This is a genomic window from Paenibacillus sp. NN59 (genome assembly GCF_057597225.1).
The window spans coordinates 5871873-5886909 of the sequence record NZ_CP199678.1; the positions used below are offsets into that span (position 1 = coordinate 5871873).

At 46.6% G+C, this 15037-nt stretch carries 16 protein-coding genes; all 16 read right to left on the reverse strand.

Annotation, left to right across the window (positions count from 1 at the left end; translation table 11 throughout):
- Positions 1 to 94: 94 nt before the first annotated feature.
- The 16 genes from mreB to ACT89M_RS25705 all read right to left on the reverse strand — a co-directional run bounded on the left by mreB (position 95) and on the right by ACT89M_RS25705 (position 14961).
- A complete protein-coding gene (gene mreB, locus ACT89M_RS25630) occupies positions 95 to 1093 on the reverse strand; it encodes a rod shape-determining protein (RefSeq protein WP_090922887.1) in 999 nt (332 codons plus the stop codon).
- 220 nt (positions 1094 to 1313) lie between these two features.
- A complete protein-coding gene (gene spoIIID, locus ACT89M_RS25635; protein WP_024632710.1) occupies positions 1314 to 1601 on the reverse strand; it encodes a sporulation transcriptional regulator SpoIIID in 288 nt (95 codons plus the stop codon).
- Between the two features lie 170 nt (positions 1602 to 1771).
- Positions 1772 to 2509, reverse strand: a complete 738-nt coding sequence (gene spoIIQ, locus ACT89M_RS25640) for a stage II sporulation protein SpoIIQ (RefSeq protein ID WP_154891319.1) — start codon at positions 2507 to 2509, stop codon at positions 1772 to 1774.
- 375 nt (positions 2510 to 2884) lie between these two features.
- Positions 2885 to 4279 (reverse strand): stage II sporulation protein D, encoded by a 1395-nt coding sequence (gene spoIID / locus ACT89M_RS25645; RefSeq protein WP_154891320.1) that lies wholly within the window; start codon positions 4277 to 4279, stop codon positions 2885 to 2887.
- A 470-nt stretch (positions 4280 to 4749) separates the two neighbouring features.
- Positions 4750 to 6096 (reverse strand): UDP-N-acetylglucosamine 1-carboxyvinyltransferase, encoded by a 1347-nt coding sequence (gene murA / locus ACT89M_RS25650; RefSeq protein WP_090922882.1) that lies wholly within the window; start codon positions 6094 to 6096, stop codon positions 4750 to 4752.
- 521 nt (positions 6097 to 6617) lie between these two features.
- The gene (locus tag ACT89M_RS25655; protein WP_090922880.1) at positions 6618 to 6875 is read right to left on the reverse strand and encodes a DUF1146 family protein; all 258 of its coding nucleotides are present in this window, start codon (positions 6873 to 6875) and stop codon (positions 6618 to 6620) included.
- A gap of 648 nt (positions 6876 to 7523) precedes the next feature.
- Positions 7524 to 7928: a F0F1 ATP synthase subunit epsilon gene (locus ACT89M_RS25660; RefSeq protein WP_308722727.1), complete on the reverse strand. Its 405-nt coding sequence runs from the start codon at positions 7926 to 7928 to the stop codon at positions 7524 to 7526.
- Between the two features lie 63 nt (positions 7929 to 7991).
- Positions 7992 to 9395, reverse strand: a complete 1404-nt coding sequence (atpD, locus tag ACT89M_RS25665) for a F0F1 ATP synthase subunit beta (RefSeq protein ID WP_090922876.1) — start codon at positions 9393 to 9395, stop codon at positions 7992 to 7994.
- Between the two features lie 95 nt (positions 9396 to 9490).
- Positions 9491 to 10363 carry an ATP synthase F1 subunit gamma gene (gene atpG, locus ACT89M_RS25670; protein WP_090922874.1) on the reverse strand — a complete coding sequence of 291 codons (873 nt, stop codon included), beginning with the start codon at positions 10361 to 10363 and terminating at the stop codon, positions 9491 to 9493.
- Positions 10364 to 10493: 130 nt separating this feature from the next.
- Positions 10494 to 12008 carry a F0F1 ATP synthase subunit alpha gene (atpA, locus tag ACT89M_RS25675; protein ID WP_090922872.1) on the reverse strand — a complete coding sequence of 505 codons (1515 nt, stop codon included), beginning with the start codon at positions 12006 to 12008 and terminating at the stop codon, positions 10494 to 10496.
- 16 nt (positions 12009 to 12024) lie between these two features.
- Positions 12025 to 12573 carry a F0F1 ATP synthase subunit delta gene (locus tag ACT89M_RS25680; RefSeq protein ID WP_090922870.1) on the reverse strand — a complete coding sequence of 183 codons (549 nt, stop codon included), beginning with the start codon at positions 12571 to 12573 and terminating at the stop codon, positions 12025 to 12027.
- Positions 12570 to 13058, reverse strand: a complete 489-nt coding sequence (gene atpF, locus ACT89M_RS25685) for a F0F1 ATP synthase subunit B (RefSeq protein WP_090922868.1) — start codon at positions 13056 to 13058, stop codon at positions 12570 to 12572. Before atpF ends, ACT89M_RS25680 begins: the two co-directional genes overlap by 4 nt.
- Before the next feature lie 113 nt (positions 13059 to 13171).
- Complete coding sequence (atpE, locus tag ACT89M_RS25690; RefSeq protein WP_090922866.1) at positions 13172 to 13396, reverse strand: F0F1 ATP synthase subunit C; 225 nt, start codon at positions 13394 to 13396, stop codon at positions 13172 to 13174.
- A 74-nt stretch (positions 13397 to 13470) separates the two neighbouring features.
- Complete coding sequence (gene atpB, locus ACT89M_RS25695; protein WP_090922864.1) at positions 13471 to 14289, reverse strand: F0F1 ATP synthase subunit A; 819 nt, start codon at positions 14287 to 14289, stop codon at positions 13471 to 13473.
- Positions 14290 to 14336: 47 nt separating this feature from the next.
- Positions 14337 to 14714 carry an ATP synthase subunit I gene (locus ACT89M_RS25700; protein WP_090922862.1) on the reverse strand — a complete coding sequence of 126 codons (378 nt, stop codon included), beginning with the start codon at positions 14712 to 14714 and terminating at the stop codon, positions 14337 to 14339.
- Complete coding sequence (locus ACT89M_RS25705; RefSeq protein ID WP_090922860.1) at positions 14707 to 14961, reverse strand: AtpZ/AtpI family protein; 255 nt, start codon at positions 14959 to 14961, stop codon at positions 14707 to 14709. Before ACT89M_RS25705 ends, ACT89M_RS25700 begins: the two co-directional genes overlap by 8 nt.
- Positions 14962 to 15037 lie beyond the last annotated feature (76 nt).

A 15037-nucleotide genomic window follows, 5' to 3' on the forward strand; every position in this document is an offset into this window, starting at 1 on the left:
CCTCTCCTTAAACGCTTGTCCCTGCAACGCAGGTAGCTGTTTGTCCGTTCTGTTCACCTTTTCGGTGAACCTACCTGCTTTTTATATCGGCAAACTAGAATTTTTTCTTAACTACTTGATCCAAATTATTCAGCATAATGCCTGTTCCTTTTACAACGCAGTGCATCGGATCCTCTGCAACCCATACCGGAACATGCAATTCATTGGACAACAGTTCATCCAGTCCGTTCAGCAATGCACCTCCACCAGTCAAAACGACACCACGGTCAATAATGTCCGCAGACAGTTCAGGTGGTGTGCGCTCCAGTACCGACTTGGCCGCAACGATAATGGATTGCACGGAATCCCATAGCGCTTCCTGCACTTCACTACCTGACACAGTAACTGTAACCGGCAGACCGGTTACCATATCACGGCCGCGAACATCCATTTCAGCTTGAAGACCCGCAGGGTTAACGGTACCAATTGCGATTTTGATATCTTCGGCTGTACGTTCTCCGATCATGAGTTTGTATTTTGCTTTAATAAACTTGATAATCGCTTCGTCGAACTTGTCCCCCGCAACTTTAATAGAAGAGGCGGTGACTACGTCGCCCATAGACAGGACTGCAACGTCAGTCGTTCCGCCGCCGATATCCACGACCATATTGCCGCTCGGTTGGAAAATATCCATACCTGCCCCGATCGCAGCCGCTTTCGGCTCTTCTTCCAGAAATACTTCTTTGGCACCGCTGCGCTCCGCTGCTTCACGGATGGCCTTCTGCTCTACAGAAGTGATATTCGTTGGTGCACAAATCAAAATTCGCGGGTGGCTGTACCAGCTTCTTGCCCCTACACGACTAATGAAATGTCTAAGCATGGCTTCCGTAATTTCGAAGTCCGCAATAACGCCATCGCGCAGCGGTCTAATGGCAACAATGTTACCCGGCGTACGCCCCACCATACGACGCGCCTCTTCCCCGACAGCAAGGACCCGCTTCGTATCGCTTTCAATGGTCACGACGGAAGGTTCATTGAGAACAACTCCGCTTCCTTTCACGTGAATAAGCACGTTTGCCGTGCCAAGATCAATACCGATATCCTTGCTAAACATAAAAGAGCCCCCAAAGTGATATTATTTGGTCAGCGTATCCTGTGAAAAAGTGTCTCTTATCACGTCACCGCTCGTTCGACAAAGTGCAACATATATATGTAAAAATCGGGCTGATAAGATGTCATAATTCGATCCTGTACCAGCTTTTAACATATCATACTTCAGGGGAGGGATTCAATCCATGCTGTGAGCTTTTTGGCCTAGTTCTCAAAGAACTTGCTTATGATTTGGCGGAAGCCAGCACCTCACGTTTTTTTCCACTCGTTTTTTTGTACTTGATTTTGGTCGCTTCACCGCCCCGCAAATGACGGATCGACTTATGGTATTCCAAAATGTGTTTCACCTGGTCAGCAAGATCAGGGTTAATTTCCGGCAGACGCTCCGTCAGATCCTTATGCACAGTACTCTTTGACACGCCGAATTCTTTGGCAATGGTACGGACCGTATTTCTCGTCTCAACAATGCAGCGACCAATTTTGATGGTCCGTTCCTTGATGTAATCGTGCACGCTCCCGCCTCCCTACTGTGTGGATAGTTTGGTACATTATATGAGGAGCATGCCTATATATTCGCGGTTTAGAGGTGTGACAAGCTTCGAAGGTCCCATTATTTTCTGAAAAGCATAAAAAAGCAGAGGTTATTCACCCCTGCCCATCATGTTAGTGCGGTAAAAATCATTTATTTTTCCGGAAGATATCCTTGCGGGTTTACAGGCTGACCATCTTCATAAACTTCAAAGTGAAGGTGATTCCCCAGGTTTTTTCCAAGCTCACTCACACCAGCAGATGCAATCGCATCTCCTTGCTTCACTTCATCGTCCTGTTTTACTTTGACGTCCGCAAGGCTTTGGTATACAGTTTTCAGGTTATCGCTGTGAGTAATCTCCACCACTTGACCTGTAAGCGGATTTTGCTCAACACGTGTAACTTTACCGCTGAGTGCTGCTTTGACTTCAAATGATTTGTTATCACCGCGTGCCAGATCGACACCCGTATTCGGAATAAATGTGTCATTGTACTGCACCATCGCTGCTTCATGCTCTTCACTTGAAGCCTCGTTGTCATAGAATGGTTTCACAACCGAGATCTCGGAAGGAGATCCTACTGGCCAAACAAAATTTTCCGACTTTGCAACAACTTCCACACTTTCCTGATCCCCACCTGTAGCGGCTCCCTCGTTGCTCGCTGCGCCTGTTTCTACTGATTCTTTAGGAGAGTCCGGGTTCAGCGCTTTGCCGCCTGTTCCCTGATAGACCCACACTAGAGTTAGTATAATGCCTGCTGCTGCGATGTAGACTGCCGGGAAAACCCAACGTTTGGACATTGCTTTTCTCCATGAAGAGGGCTGAGCTGCCGGTACTCCTTGAGTTGTTTTAGGAGTTTCTTCTTGGATTGATTTTTTGTTGTTTTCATTCATCTTGATCACCTCAGTAACAAGTGTTACCGGGTGCAACTCTTTTATACACGCGCGACTCTAAAAATTTTCACGCAGCTTTCAAAGAATGCTATATATGTTTGAGATCAGTGTTCATCCGTGCACCGCTTCGGGGCCAGAAAACCTTTCGACCGCAGGTTACTACCAGATTTCTTCTATCTCCTTTTTCAAAGGTGAAATCCGGTAGTAAAGGCAAGTTTATGCTTCCGATGCAGCTTTTTTTTCAAAAAGCTTTCCGCTTCACTTCTACAGGTCTTTTCTGTCCCCTGAGCTCTCCGTATGCTCTCACTTTACTCATATATAGCCAAATCTTAAAAGCTCCGGAACGGGAGGTTGGTAGAGAACCACTCACTATACTCACTTCCCCTGCTTTGAGGCTAGCATCTTGGATGCCTGTCCGAAAGAGATTCCCGTATAATAATGTTTCAGAATCTCGGTAGCCGTGTGCCCCTCCTGCGCCATACCATTTGCTCCCCATTGACTCATACCCACTCCATGGCCATAACCATACGTTGTAATCTGCACTTCATCGCCTGTTGTTCTCCAGTTGAACTGACTGGATCTGAGTCCGAGACGTTTGCGGACTTCCGGCCCACTGAACGTTTCACCTGCAATCTGCATTTCTTTAATACGATGCCCCTTGGTCGTAGATAACACTTTGATCCAGGAACCGTTCTTATCTGCTGACACCGGAATTGCATCCAGGTTCATCTTCTGCAAAATTTCACTGCGCTTCATCGTAATTGTTTCTTCAAAACCTGGTGCAAGCTGTTTATCCCAGGGGCTAGCTACACTTTTCAAATAGGGAACAACATTGCCCCACACATCCTCTGCATTTTCCGTATATCCATTGCTGGTTGAGAAAAAGGATGCTGTGATCGCACGACCCTGATACGTCATAACTGCGTCACGACTTTCACGAACGGCCTGCTGAAGTTTTTCCCATTCCTTCGCTTTACCTAACCTTGTCCAATCCGCCTTGACCTGATCGGGTGGAATGAAGACCTGATGACTAATCGTATCCGTGACATCTGCTGTACCTGAAGGTACGCCACTTGTATCATTTGCAGCAAGTCTTCTCACGATAAATGTGCGAGCAGCTATCGCTTGTGCTTTTAACGCTTCTAACTCGAATTCAGCTGGCATCTCAGCAGCAACTACTCCCGTCACATATGTCTCAAGTGGTAATTCCAACGTTGTCCCGGTAGCAGACAAGTAAACACGCACCTTCGGCTCAGGATAGCTTACAGGCACAGCGGGTACAGGATTAGGAGACTGTAGACCGGTACCAGCGTTCACACCTGTAGAAGCAGGCGTAGATTTCACCTGTTCTCCTGCTCGCGGCCACACCAGGATGACCGGAATGCATATCGCCAGAACAAGCAGTGCTGATACCGCTACTGCGGGCTGCCAACGCCCTGGGTGGCGTCCCCAGCGGTGACGGTGACCGAATGCACGCATACGACGACGTTTGACCTTACGAAACGCATCCAACTCAATAAGCGGGATATTTATATGCTCTGTAGCTTCCTGTTTCAGTTCCTCCGTAGACAATCCCCCACGTTTAGCATGTGCCGTTTCTTGCTTGCTCCCCATTACGATTTGCACCTTCGCTATCTGTAACGGGGTACCTCTCTTCTTCTCAGGATTCAACCTGTCTTTCTCTGCATCCTGAATTAAATTCTCCTCTGATCCCTGCATTCCGGGCCGCGGGGCAAGAGGTACTTTTAGTTGTACACGAGCTTCTTTCATCCGTGATACCCCTCCGTTGTCGATGACCAGGTCATGGCTGGTTTTTTCTCAAATCCATAGTTTAAGATATGAGTTCACTCGATCTGATAGAACCGGATTTAAGAGAAACGCGAACCGTTGCTATTTAATGAGCACCTTTTCCTTTGTATGAGTAGATACCTGAAAGCATTGCTACTACGCGGTTTACACAGTGCATCCCGATCAATGGGTATGGAACACCCGCTCTTTCATATGGTCAAAATAGATATAAGCCTAGATGTTATGTTATACAAAGTTAGGATCAGGTATTAATAGAATCAGGCCCTTAACAGACCATCCTCATATATCGTTTGAACTTGTAAAAAGAACAAAAAAAGCCAAGCCCGGAGGCTCAGCTTCATCAAACGGATACGATACGTTTGATCTTGTTCCTGTATTCTCCACAGTAGGGTAGCTATACAGAAATAACGCTATGTGATATAAACGAGGGTTTACACCCAAGTTGGTTGTACTTTAAACATAGGAACTTCTTCCTCAACCTTTTCGCTAGGCGCCTTAACTGCATCCAGCTTAGGCTCTTCCACCGAAATTCGGTAGATATCTGCCCCGAGGCCATTTAACTTTTCTGCCAAATGTACATAACCACGGTCGATGTGATGTACACCACCTACCTCAGTTGTGCCTTCAGCGACCAAGCCAGCAATGATCAGAGCAGCCCCTGCACGCAGGTCTGTAGCTGTCACTTTAGCACCTTTCAGCTTAGCATTGCCTGTAATGATGGAGGATCTTCCTTCAACTTTGATTTCTGCGTTCATCAGTTGGAACTCATCAACATGCATAAAGCGGTTCTCAAAAACCGTTTCAGTCACAACACTCGTTCCTTCGGATGCCAGCAACAAAGCCATCATTTGGGATTGCATATCTGTCGGGAATCCTGGATATGGTAACGTTTTGACATCCACTGCTTTGAGTGGACGGTCTGCAATAACACGTACGCCATTCTCGTCAGGCTGTACTGTTACACCCATTTCTTCAAGTTTAGCAATAACGGAACCCAAGTGATCAGAGATCGCACCTTCAACGTATACGTCACCACCAGAGATTGCTGCGGCAGCCATATACGTTCCTGCTTCAATACGATCTGGAATTACCGTATGCTTAACACCAGACAGTTTCTCAACGCCTTCGATACGAATAACGCCCGTACCGGCTCCGCGAACCTTTGCACCCATCCCGTTCAGGAAGTTAGCCAGATCGACAATCTCAGGTTCTTTCGCCGCATTCTCCAGAACCGTAACACCTTCGGCCAAAGTTGCAGCCATCATAATATTTTGAGTGGCACCTACAGAAGCCACATCCAGATAAATTTTCGCTCCGCGCAACCGTCCTTGGCTACGTGCTTCGATATAACCTTGGCCCAAGCTGATCTCGGCTCCCATGGCTTCAAACCCTTTGAGATGCTGATCAATCGGTCGTGTACCGATGGCACATCCCCCAGGCAATGAGATTCTTGTTTTACCCAAACGCGTCAGCAAAGGCCCCATGACCAGAAAAGACGCCCGCATTTTACTAACCCATTCATACGGGGCTTCACAGGAAGTAAGGTTCTCCGCATTTACGGTAATCACTTCGTCCCGGTATGTAACTCCCGCTCCTAGCGATTCCAACACTTTGTTAATCGTCATCACATCGTCTAGAGGAGGTGCGTCAATAATAACGCTTTGTCCTTCTTCCCCTAAGAGAGAGGCAGCGATGATCGGAAGAACAGAATTTTTAGCGCCGCTAACTTTGACACTTCCGGTCAACCTTTTGCCACCGCGGACGATAAATTTGCTCATCATGGTTCCCTCCGCGCTTTTATTCCCTTTTCCTCATTCCGGAATACGTAAGCCCCACTGTGATAGAAAGGACTGTTGCTGTGTGTGGAATTTCGACATATTCTGGCATGTAAGCACAGATGTCTGATCAGAAAAGAATTGGTTTGTATAATTCATATCGATGATACCATGTGTACTGTACATCCTGCTTTATGGCTTGAAAAGTCATTAAAAAGGCCATCTTAGCATCAGAACAGACCAATTGGGATGGTTTTTAGCCGGTAACTACCGGATATCCCCTTTATAACCTACATAATTAGTGAAAAATTGTGAATTCCCTAACTTCCATCATAACATTGTTGAATTGTTCGATACAAGCATTTTTTACATAAACAATTCAAATTTGGTCAGTCAAACGTTCACATTTCTTTCTTATATTTTGGCCGACAGCTCATACTCTAATTGTTAACACAATTAATCGATGTTATTCGACAATGAGCCGCTTGAAGAACCTAACAGATGATTAACCAACCATCTCAACATTAAAACAAATTTCTTAACATTTGAGTCCAGGACAAATAATCAATAACAAAGCCAGCAACGGCATGCCCTAGAATAATGGCCAGCAACAAATGTAACAGTCTCCCCTGAGGACCTTTCGGCTGTCTGATCACTAAATCCAATTTCAGATTTTGCAATGACCACCATGTAATCGCTATACATATAAGAGAAACGACAATTGAGATCAGGCTGTTTGTGCTCAATGTCTGGTTCACCTGATTCGCCAGATCATTACCCATATCTTCTTACCTCCACCTTGATTGTTGCAGCGATCGGCATATCATATGCCTAACCCCCATAACTTGTTAGTCCACAGGAATGAGCGAAAACCAGAAAAACATCTCTGTTCTACTGTCAGGTCCCCCTCGAATTGACAAGATCTCTGATGCCTACCTGATCAAGCAACAACAATTCAACTCTGCAAGATGATGGACATCTAGCGCCCTACTTTCTGCATCTGCTGACTCTAAGGAATATAGGCTGTTTCACTATTACTTGTCAACTACATTGATTTCCACTTCAAAAAATATTTTAATTTTTATCCGCCAGTAATGGGTGACTAAAACGACATAAAATAGCGTTATAACGATATCGATTCTGTCATTTCCTCGGAAATAATTCTACTGAATCTCGTAAAATTAGTTCTATCAGGGTGATATGCCCATACTACTTAAGTCCTACATCTTATTCACCTGATCATTGAAATGTGAATCTAATTATTTGAAGCTATTCATACTATATAAAGAGAAAACTCTCTAACGTTCAAATCCATAAATAGCGTAGTGGCAATTCATCATCGTATTCCACTTTTTTTATTTCTATCATTATTTCTTCATAAAAGAGTAAAAGAACCCGGCAGACAATGCCGCCGGGCTCCATAAGTTACTTTAATTGCCGAATACGTTGATCCGGTTAACCGCTTTTTGCAAAGCAATCTCTGCACGACGGTGATCAAAGTGATCCTGGTTGCTTTGGCTGGCAAGCCGGCGTTCTGCCCGCTCTTTGGCCGCACGCGCACGATCCACATCGATGCTTTCCGGGAATTCGGCACTCTCTGCGAGTACAACAACCTTATCTTTGCGGACTTCGATAAAGCCGCCGCCGATGGCGACTTGCTTATTCTCTTTTCCGTTTTTGATCGTGATCGGTGCAATCTGTAAAGGTGTGACCATCGGGATATGACCAGGGAGAATCCCCAGTTCCCCTTCAATACCGCGAGCGATGACGCTATCCACTTGCTGTGAATAGACGAGACGCTCAGGCGTTACGATCTCCAACAAAAAGGTGCTCAATTCCATCCCTCCTGAAACTATCCGAAGGATAGCTCGCTTCATAAGGACAATCCTGGACTCAGATTATACCAGTGTTTTAGCTTTCTCCACTGCCTCTTCAATCGTACCCACGAAGAGGAATGCTGCTTCCGGCAGATCGTCATGCTTGCCTTCGAGAATCTCTTTAAAGCTGCGCACTGTTTCTTTAACCGGAACGTATTTACCCGGAATACCGTTAAATGCTTCAGCAACGTGGAAAGGCTGGGACAAGAAACGTTGAATTTTACGCGCACGATATACGAGCGCTCTGTCTTCTTCGCTGAGCTCGTCCATACCCAGGATTGCGATGATATCTTGAAGTTCGTTATAACGTGCCAAGATACGTTTAACGCCTTGTGCGACACTATAGTGCTCTTCGCCAACAACTTCAGGAGACAAGATCCGGGAGCTGGATGCGAGTGGATCTACGGCTGGGTAGATACCCATCTCGGAGATTTTACGCTCCAGGTTTGTTGTTGCATCCAAGTGAGCAAACGTTGTTGCAGGAGCCGGGTCAGTATAGTCATCCGCAGGTACGTAGATCGCCTGGATGGATGTAACCGATCCTTTTTTCGTTGAAGTGATACGCTCTTGCAATTGACCCATTTCTGTTGCAAGCGTAGGCTGGTAACCTACCGCGGATGGCATACGTCCAAGCAAGGCAGATACTTCTGAACCCGCTTGGGTGAAACGGAAGATGTTATCGATAAAGAGCAACACGTCACGGCCTTCTTCATCACGGAAATATTCCGCCATGGTCAAACCTGTGAGGGCTACACGAAGACGTGCGCCTGGTGGCTCGTTCATTTGTCCGAAGACCATTGCTGTTTTGTTGATAACGCCGGAATCACTCATCTCGTGATACAAGTCATTACCTTCACGGGTACGCTCACCAACACCGGCAAATACGGAGATACCGCCGTGTTCTTGCGCAATGTTGTTGATCAATTCCTGAATGGTTACCGTTTTACCTACACCGGCACCACCAAACAGACCGATTTTACCACCTTTTGCGTAAGGAGCCAGCAAGTCGATAACTTTGATACCTGTTTCAAGCATTTCCGCTTGGGTAGTCAATTCATCGAATGCAGGAGCAGAGCGGTGAATCGGGTTTTTATGTTCAGATACAACTGTACCGCCAGTATCGATCGCTTCGCCGAGTACGTTAAATACACGGCCCAGTGTCGCTTCACCGACAGGTACAGAGATTGGAGCTCCAGTATCTACGGCTTCCATGCCACGTACGAGACCGTCCGTGGAGGACATCGCGATACAACGTACACGGTTGTCACCCAGATGTTTCGAAGCTTCGAGTGTAAGATTTACACTCACACCGCTCTCGTTTACTGTAGTGATCGTAATGGCATTGAGGATTTCCGGCAGACCGCCGCGATCAAACTCGACGTCAACAACCGGACCCATGATGCTCACAACGCGTCCTTTGTTCATCTTAACGTTCCCCTCCTACAAGCCTGCTACTTTGGCAAAAACAAAATTCCGTTCGTTCATTTTTGCAGTGCAAGCCTTCATTAAATAAAAAACGGTTAGCCTTGTGCTGCGTTGGCACCTGCCACAATTTCCGTAATCTCCTGCGTAATCGCTGCTTGACGGGCACGGTTATAAGTCAATGACAGATCATTAATGAGTTTCGATGCATTTTTGGTTGCATTACCCATTGCTGTCATCTTCGCACCCAGTTCACTCGCTTTACCATTCAACAGTGCACCGTAGATCAATGTTTCCGCATAACGCGGAAGCAAAACTTCCAGCACAGCCTCAGCTGACGGTTCATACTCGTAGCTCGCAGTCGGTCCATCCGCAGGAGTTAACTCAGGTGTTTCCATAGGGAGAAGTTTCTCCATTGTCGGAATCTGGGTCAACGCATTTACAAAGCGGTTATAACAAATGTACAATTCATCAAAATCAGCCAGTTCAAATCCATGAACTGCCTCATGAGCGATGGATTTGATATCTGCGAATGAAGGTGAGTCCGACAGATCTGTAGTTGTGGAAGCCATAGCTATTTCGCGTCTTCTGAAATAGTCACGCCCTTTACGACCAATAACGAATAATTCGTACTCGTCCTGGGAGTTGTGACGCTCTTTCAGAGTCTGACTCACCTGACGCAGAACGTTCGCATTGTATCCACCTGCAAGACCCCGATCTGACGTAATGATCAGATACGCTGTCTTTTTGACCGGACGGCTTTCCAGCATCGGGTGCTGGATACCTTGGGTACTGGAGGCAATGCTCGCCACAACTTCTTTCAACTTCTCTGAATAAGGACGTGCGGCCTCTGCTTTTTCCTGCGCTTTACGCAGTTTTGCAGCTGCAACCATCTCCATTGCTTTGGTGATCTGCTTTGTGCTTTGTACGCTTTTAATTTGCCGCTTAATTTCGCGCATGCCTTTTGCCATGATTTCACCACCTTAAAGTTTTGACATAGTCAAAACTACTTCGTAAGCATATTCCTGCTTTGACTGAGTCAAAGTTTTGCATGCAGACATGCGGAATCGGTTAGACAACTCCGCAGCTACAATCATCTATTTAGACAGAGACTGCGAAGCTCTTTCTGAACTTCTCGATTGCACCTTTGAGTGCATTTTCATTGTCTGCTGTCAATTCTTTCGTTTCACGAATCGATCCCAGAATTTCCGGGTGGTTGCTCTCCATGAACGCAAGGAACTCATGCTCAAAACGAGTAACATCACCTGTTGGAATCTCATCAAGGAATCCTTTAACTGCAGTGTACAAGCTGACAACCTGTTGTTCTACAGGCAACGGCTGGTTAACACCTTGCTTCAGAATTTCCATCATACGTGCACCACGATTCAGACGAGCCTGAGTCGCTTTATCCAGATCGGAACCGAACTGGGAGAACGCTTGAAGCTCACGATATTGAGCGAGGTCAAGACGCAGGGAACCTGCAACCTTTTTCATCGCTTTGATCTGAGCAGAACCACCGACACGGGATACAGAGATACCAACGTTGATCGCCGGACGTTGTCCAGCATTGAACAAGTCAGCTTCCAAGAAGATCTGTCCATCCGTGATGGAGATTACGTTCGTTGGAATATAAGCAGATACATCGGAAGCTTGTGTTTCAATGAACGGCAGTGCGGTTAAAGAACCACCACCCAGTTCATCGTTCAGCTTCGCAGCACGCTCCAGCAAACGGGAGTGCAGGTAGAAGACGTCACCCGGATAAGCCTCACGGCCCGGTGGACGACGGAGCAACAAGGACAACTCACGATAAGCAGAAGCTTGTTTAGTCAAGTCATCATAGATAACCAGGACGTGCTCGCCTTTATACATGAAATACTCACCCATCGAACAACCGGAGTACGGTGCGATGTACAAGAGTGGTGATGGATCGGAAGCTGCTGCTGTTACAACAATGGTGTACTCCATTGCGCCTTTACGACGAAGAGTTTCCACAACTTGTGCAACCGTAGACTGCTTCTGACCAATAGCCACATAGATACACTTCATGCCGCTACCTTTTTGGTTCAGGATCGCATCAATGGCAATCGATGTTTTACCTGTTTGACGGTCACCGATGATCAACTCACGTTGTCCGCGACCGATTGGTACCATTGCATCGATGGCTTTAATTCCTGTTTGCATCGGCTCATGAACGGATTTACGATCCATTACGCCTGGTGCTTTACCTTCAACCGGACGGAATTCCGTTGTAGCGATTGGCCCTTTGCCATCCACTGGAATACCAAGCGGGTTCACGACACGTCCAATCAATGCTTCGCCTACAGGCACCTGCATGATTTGACCAGTCCGTTTCACTTGGTCGCCCTCACGAATATCATAGTAAGGTCCCAGGATAACGACACCGACATTGCTTTCTTCTACGTTCATGGCGAGGCCCATTACACCGCTTGGGAACTCAACCAACTCGTTGGACATGACATTCTCGAGTCCGTATACACGGGCGATCCCGTCACCAACCTCAATAACTGTACCAACTTCGACTACATCGATATCAGTCTTATATTGTTCAATCTGACTCTTAATTAATGTACTGATTTCTTCTGGTTTGATACTCAAGTGTCCTCACCCCAATCTACTGTACTCGTCTGTTAAAAGACTGCTCAAGACGTTCGAGCTTGCCAGCCAAGCTGCCGTCATAGATCGTATCGCCAATGGCGACTTTCAATCCGCCCAGCAGTGCAGGATCAACAATGTTCTCGATACGGATCTTTTTATTCACACGGCCACCGAACTCACGGGCTACCGCTTCTTTCTCTTCTTCCTTCAATGCATAGGTCGAGTATACGCGAGCATCGGCGATTCCAAGGGAATCCCCTTCGATTCTCACATAATCATCCAACAGGTCTTGCAACAATTCCACGCGGCCACGCTCAATCAGAAGCAAAACCGTGCGAAGGACAGGTTCGGACACTTTGCCATCAAGGCTTGCATGAAGCACATTTCGCTTGGCTTCATCAGAGATGTTTGGAGAAACAATAAATTTGATAATCTCTTGATCTCCGGTTAATCCACTGACAACGGCACGCAGTTCCTGTTCAACTTCAAGCACTTGCTGCTGCTGAAGAGCAACTTCGAACAATGCTTTTGCATAACGCTTGGCAACAATCGTATCGCGGCTCATTGTCGGCCCCCTACCTCATTGAGGTATTGGTTCACAAGTTCCTCTTGTGCTGGACCGTTCTCAACTTCTTTTTTGATCAATCTGGAAGCAATCTGAACGGAAGCAGTACCCAGTTCGCTGCGAAGAGCGGCAACCGCTTTGTTCTTCTCGCTCTCAATTTCACGTACAGCATCGTCTTTGAGACGAGTTGCTTCAGCTTTGGCATCAGCCAGAATAGATTCAGCCTGCTTGCCACCCGTTTGTCTGGATTGTTCAATAATGTCGTGAGCTTCTTTGCGCGCTTGTTCCAGAGCCTGTTTTTGCTCCTCCACATAAGCAATCGCCTGTTCCCGAGTCTGAGCAGCCTCATTCATCTGGCTCATTACGAGTTCACGACGCTTTTCCATGATGGAGAACAACGGACCGAAAGCATAACGGCTAAGCAGCCAGTATAAAACCAAAAATGCGATAATCGCAAGAAGCGTATTTTCCCATAAGAAACTCAATCTGTTCACTCCTTCCTGGAGGTATCCTAAACCGTTATCCCTTACAGGATAAGTTCCTAGCTAAAAAGAAGGCGCGGAGGGCTACAGCCTTCCCCGCCGTACTGTGTTATGTCTTAAGCAGCACCGTAGAACATGAATGCGAGTACCACACCGATGATCGGCAATACCTCGATCAAACCTACCCCGATGAACATTGTTGTTTGCAGTGTGGATTTCGCTTCTGGTTGACGCGCGATCCCTTCCACTGTTTTGCTGATTACCATACCGTTACCGATACCTGCGCCGAAAGCGCCCAATCCTGCAACAATTGCTGCTGCGATTAATGCCATTGCTCCCATTTGTATATCCTCCTTAAAATTATAAATCAATTTTATTGTTCAGCCTGATGGAGAGATCCCCGCAGGTCTAAAACTTAATGTTCTTCGTGCGTTTCGATGGTCTGTGAAATGTACACCATCATTAGAATGACGAAAACGAAAGCTTGAATCCCGCCGATAAAGATACTGAAACCTTGCCACACTGCAAGTAGCGGTATTGCGAAAATAGCGCCCAGCACTTTAAAGCTGGTCAGTTTGAGGATGGTTGCAATCAGCACCTCACCCGCAAAAATATTCGCGAACAAACGCATGCCGTGCGTGAGCAACTTGGACGCGGTCTCGATAATATTAATCGGAAGGAACAACGCGTACGGTTGCACATAGTGCTTCAGATAACCTCTAGTGTTCTTGAACAGTCCAAGTCCATGTGCTACGAGGAAGGCTACAAGAGCTAGTCCCATCGTTACGGACAAGTCAGCTGTTGGTGATTTGAACCAAGCCAGCTCGATATGTGGATGCGCTTCTGGGTCCTTCGCGTGAGCCTTTTCATAAGCCTCAACCGCTGTAACGATTGGTTTCCCGAAAACGGTAGCTGCATTAACATCCTTAACATCGGTAACGGCCTGGAATGGAAGCCCAAGCATATTTCCTACGAAGATGAACAAAATCATCGTAAGTGCGAGAGAAATAAAGTGTTTGCCTTTCTTCATGTCCATCGTACTGGATATCAGATTACGAACGAACTCAACAGCCCACTCCATAAAGTTTTGCAGCTTTCCCGGATTATCCACCGACAGGTTCCGTGTAGCGATGATGGCAAATATGAAGACAATGGCGCTGGTTACAATCAACATCAATAGTACGGACAAGTCCAGATGAAATCCACCAAGCATAATCACTGGAGCTTCATGCATATTTTTTTCTCACCCCTTTCTCTACCTGAAAGTTGCCACACTCAAAATCACTCTGCTTTGCGGGACATGATGATCCCTATAATTAATAGGGAAAATTGCGCAATGGCCAGACCGCCTGCAACCGCATATGTATTGAAGTACTGCGGAAAGCGCATCGATATGTAAATACCAAGCACTGCGAGCGCCGCTCTTGTCAAAAATCCCAGGTTCACACGCTTCAGATTACCTTCTGCCGCATCATCGGACATCTTCCTCACCTTGTAGCCCAGGTAAAATGCATTAATCAAACTGATGCTAACACCCAGGGCCAGTCCCAAAGCAATCGTTTCCAAACGAGGTGCAAATGCAGCCGTCAGAAAACAAATCATGAGAATGTACATGACGGAAACGGTCATCCATCTGCGATATCTGGCTAGTTCACTCATCACTTTCCCCCATGAATTTTTTAGCAATAAAGTAAATGCTTACCCCGCCTGCCGCAAGAAAAAAGAGAACGCTTACGGCGATCCATATTCCGTTGCCTCCAATGGTCCTGTCCAACCACGAGCCAGCGTAATATCCGGCAACAGCGAGCAAGGCAATCTCGATCCCAAAAGCTGTCACGAGCCCCATTGCTTTCCAGACCTTATCATCATGGTTACGGGATGAATTTGGTTTGTTCGAATCGGCCATTTTCCACGCCACCCTTGCAATCCCAGTTAATTTTACTGAATGATGAGAGCCTTTGTCAATTGATTGATTTTAGCGT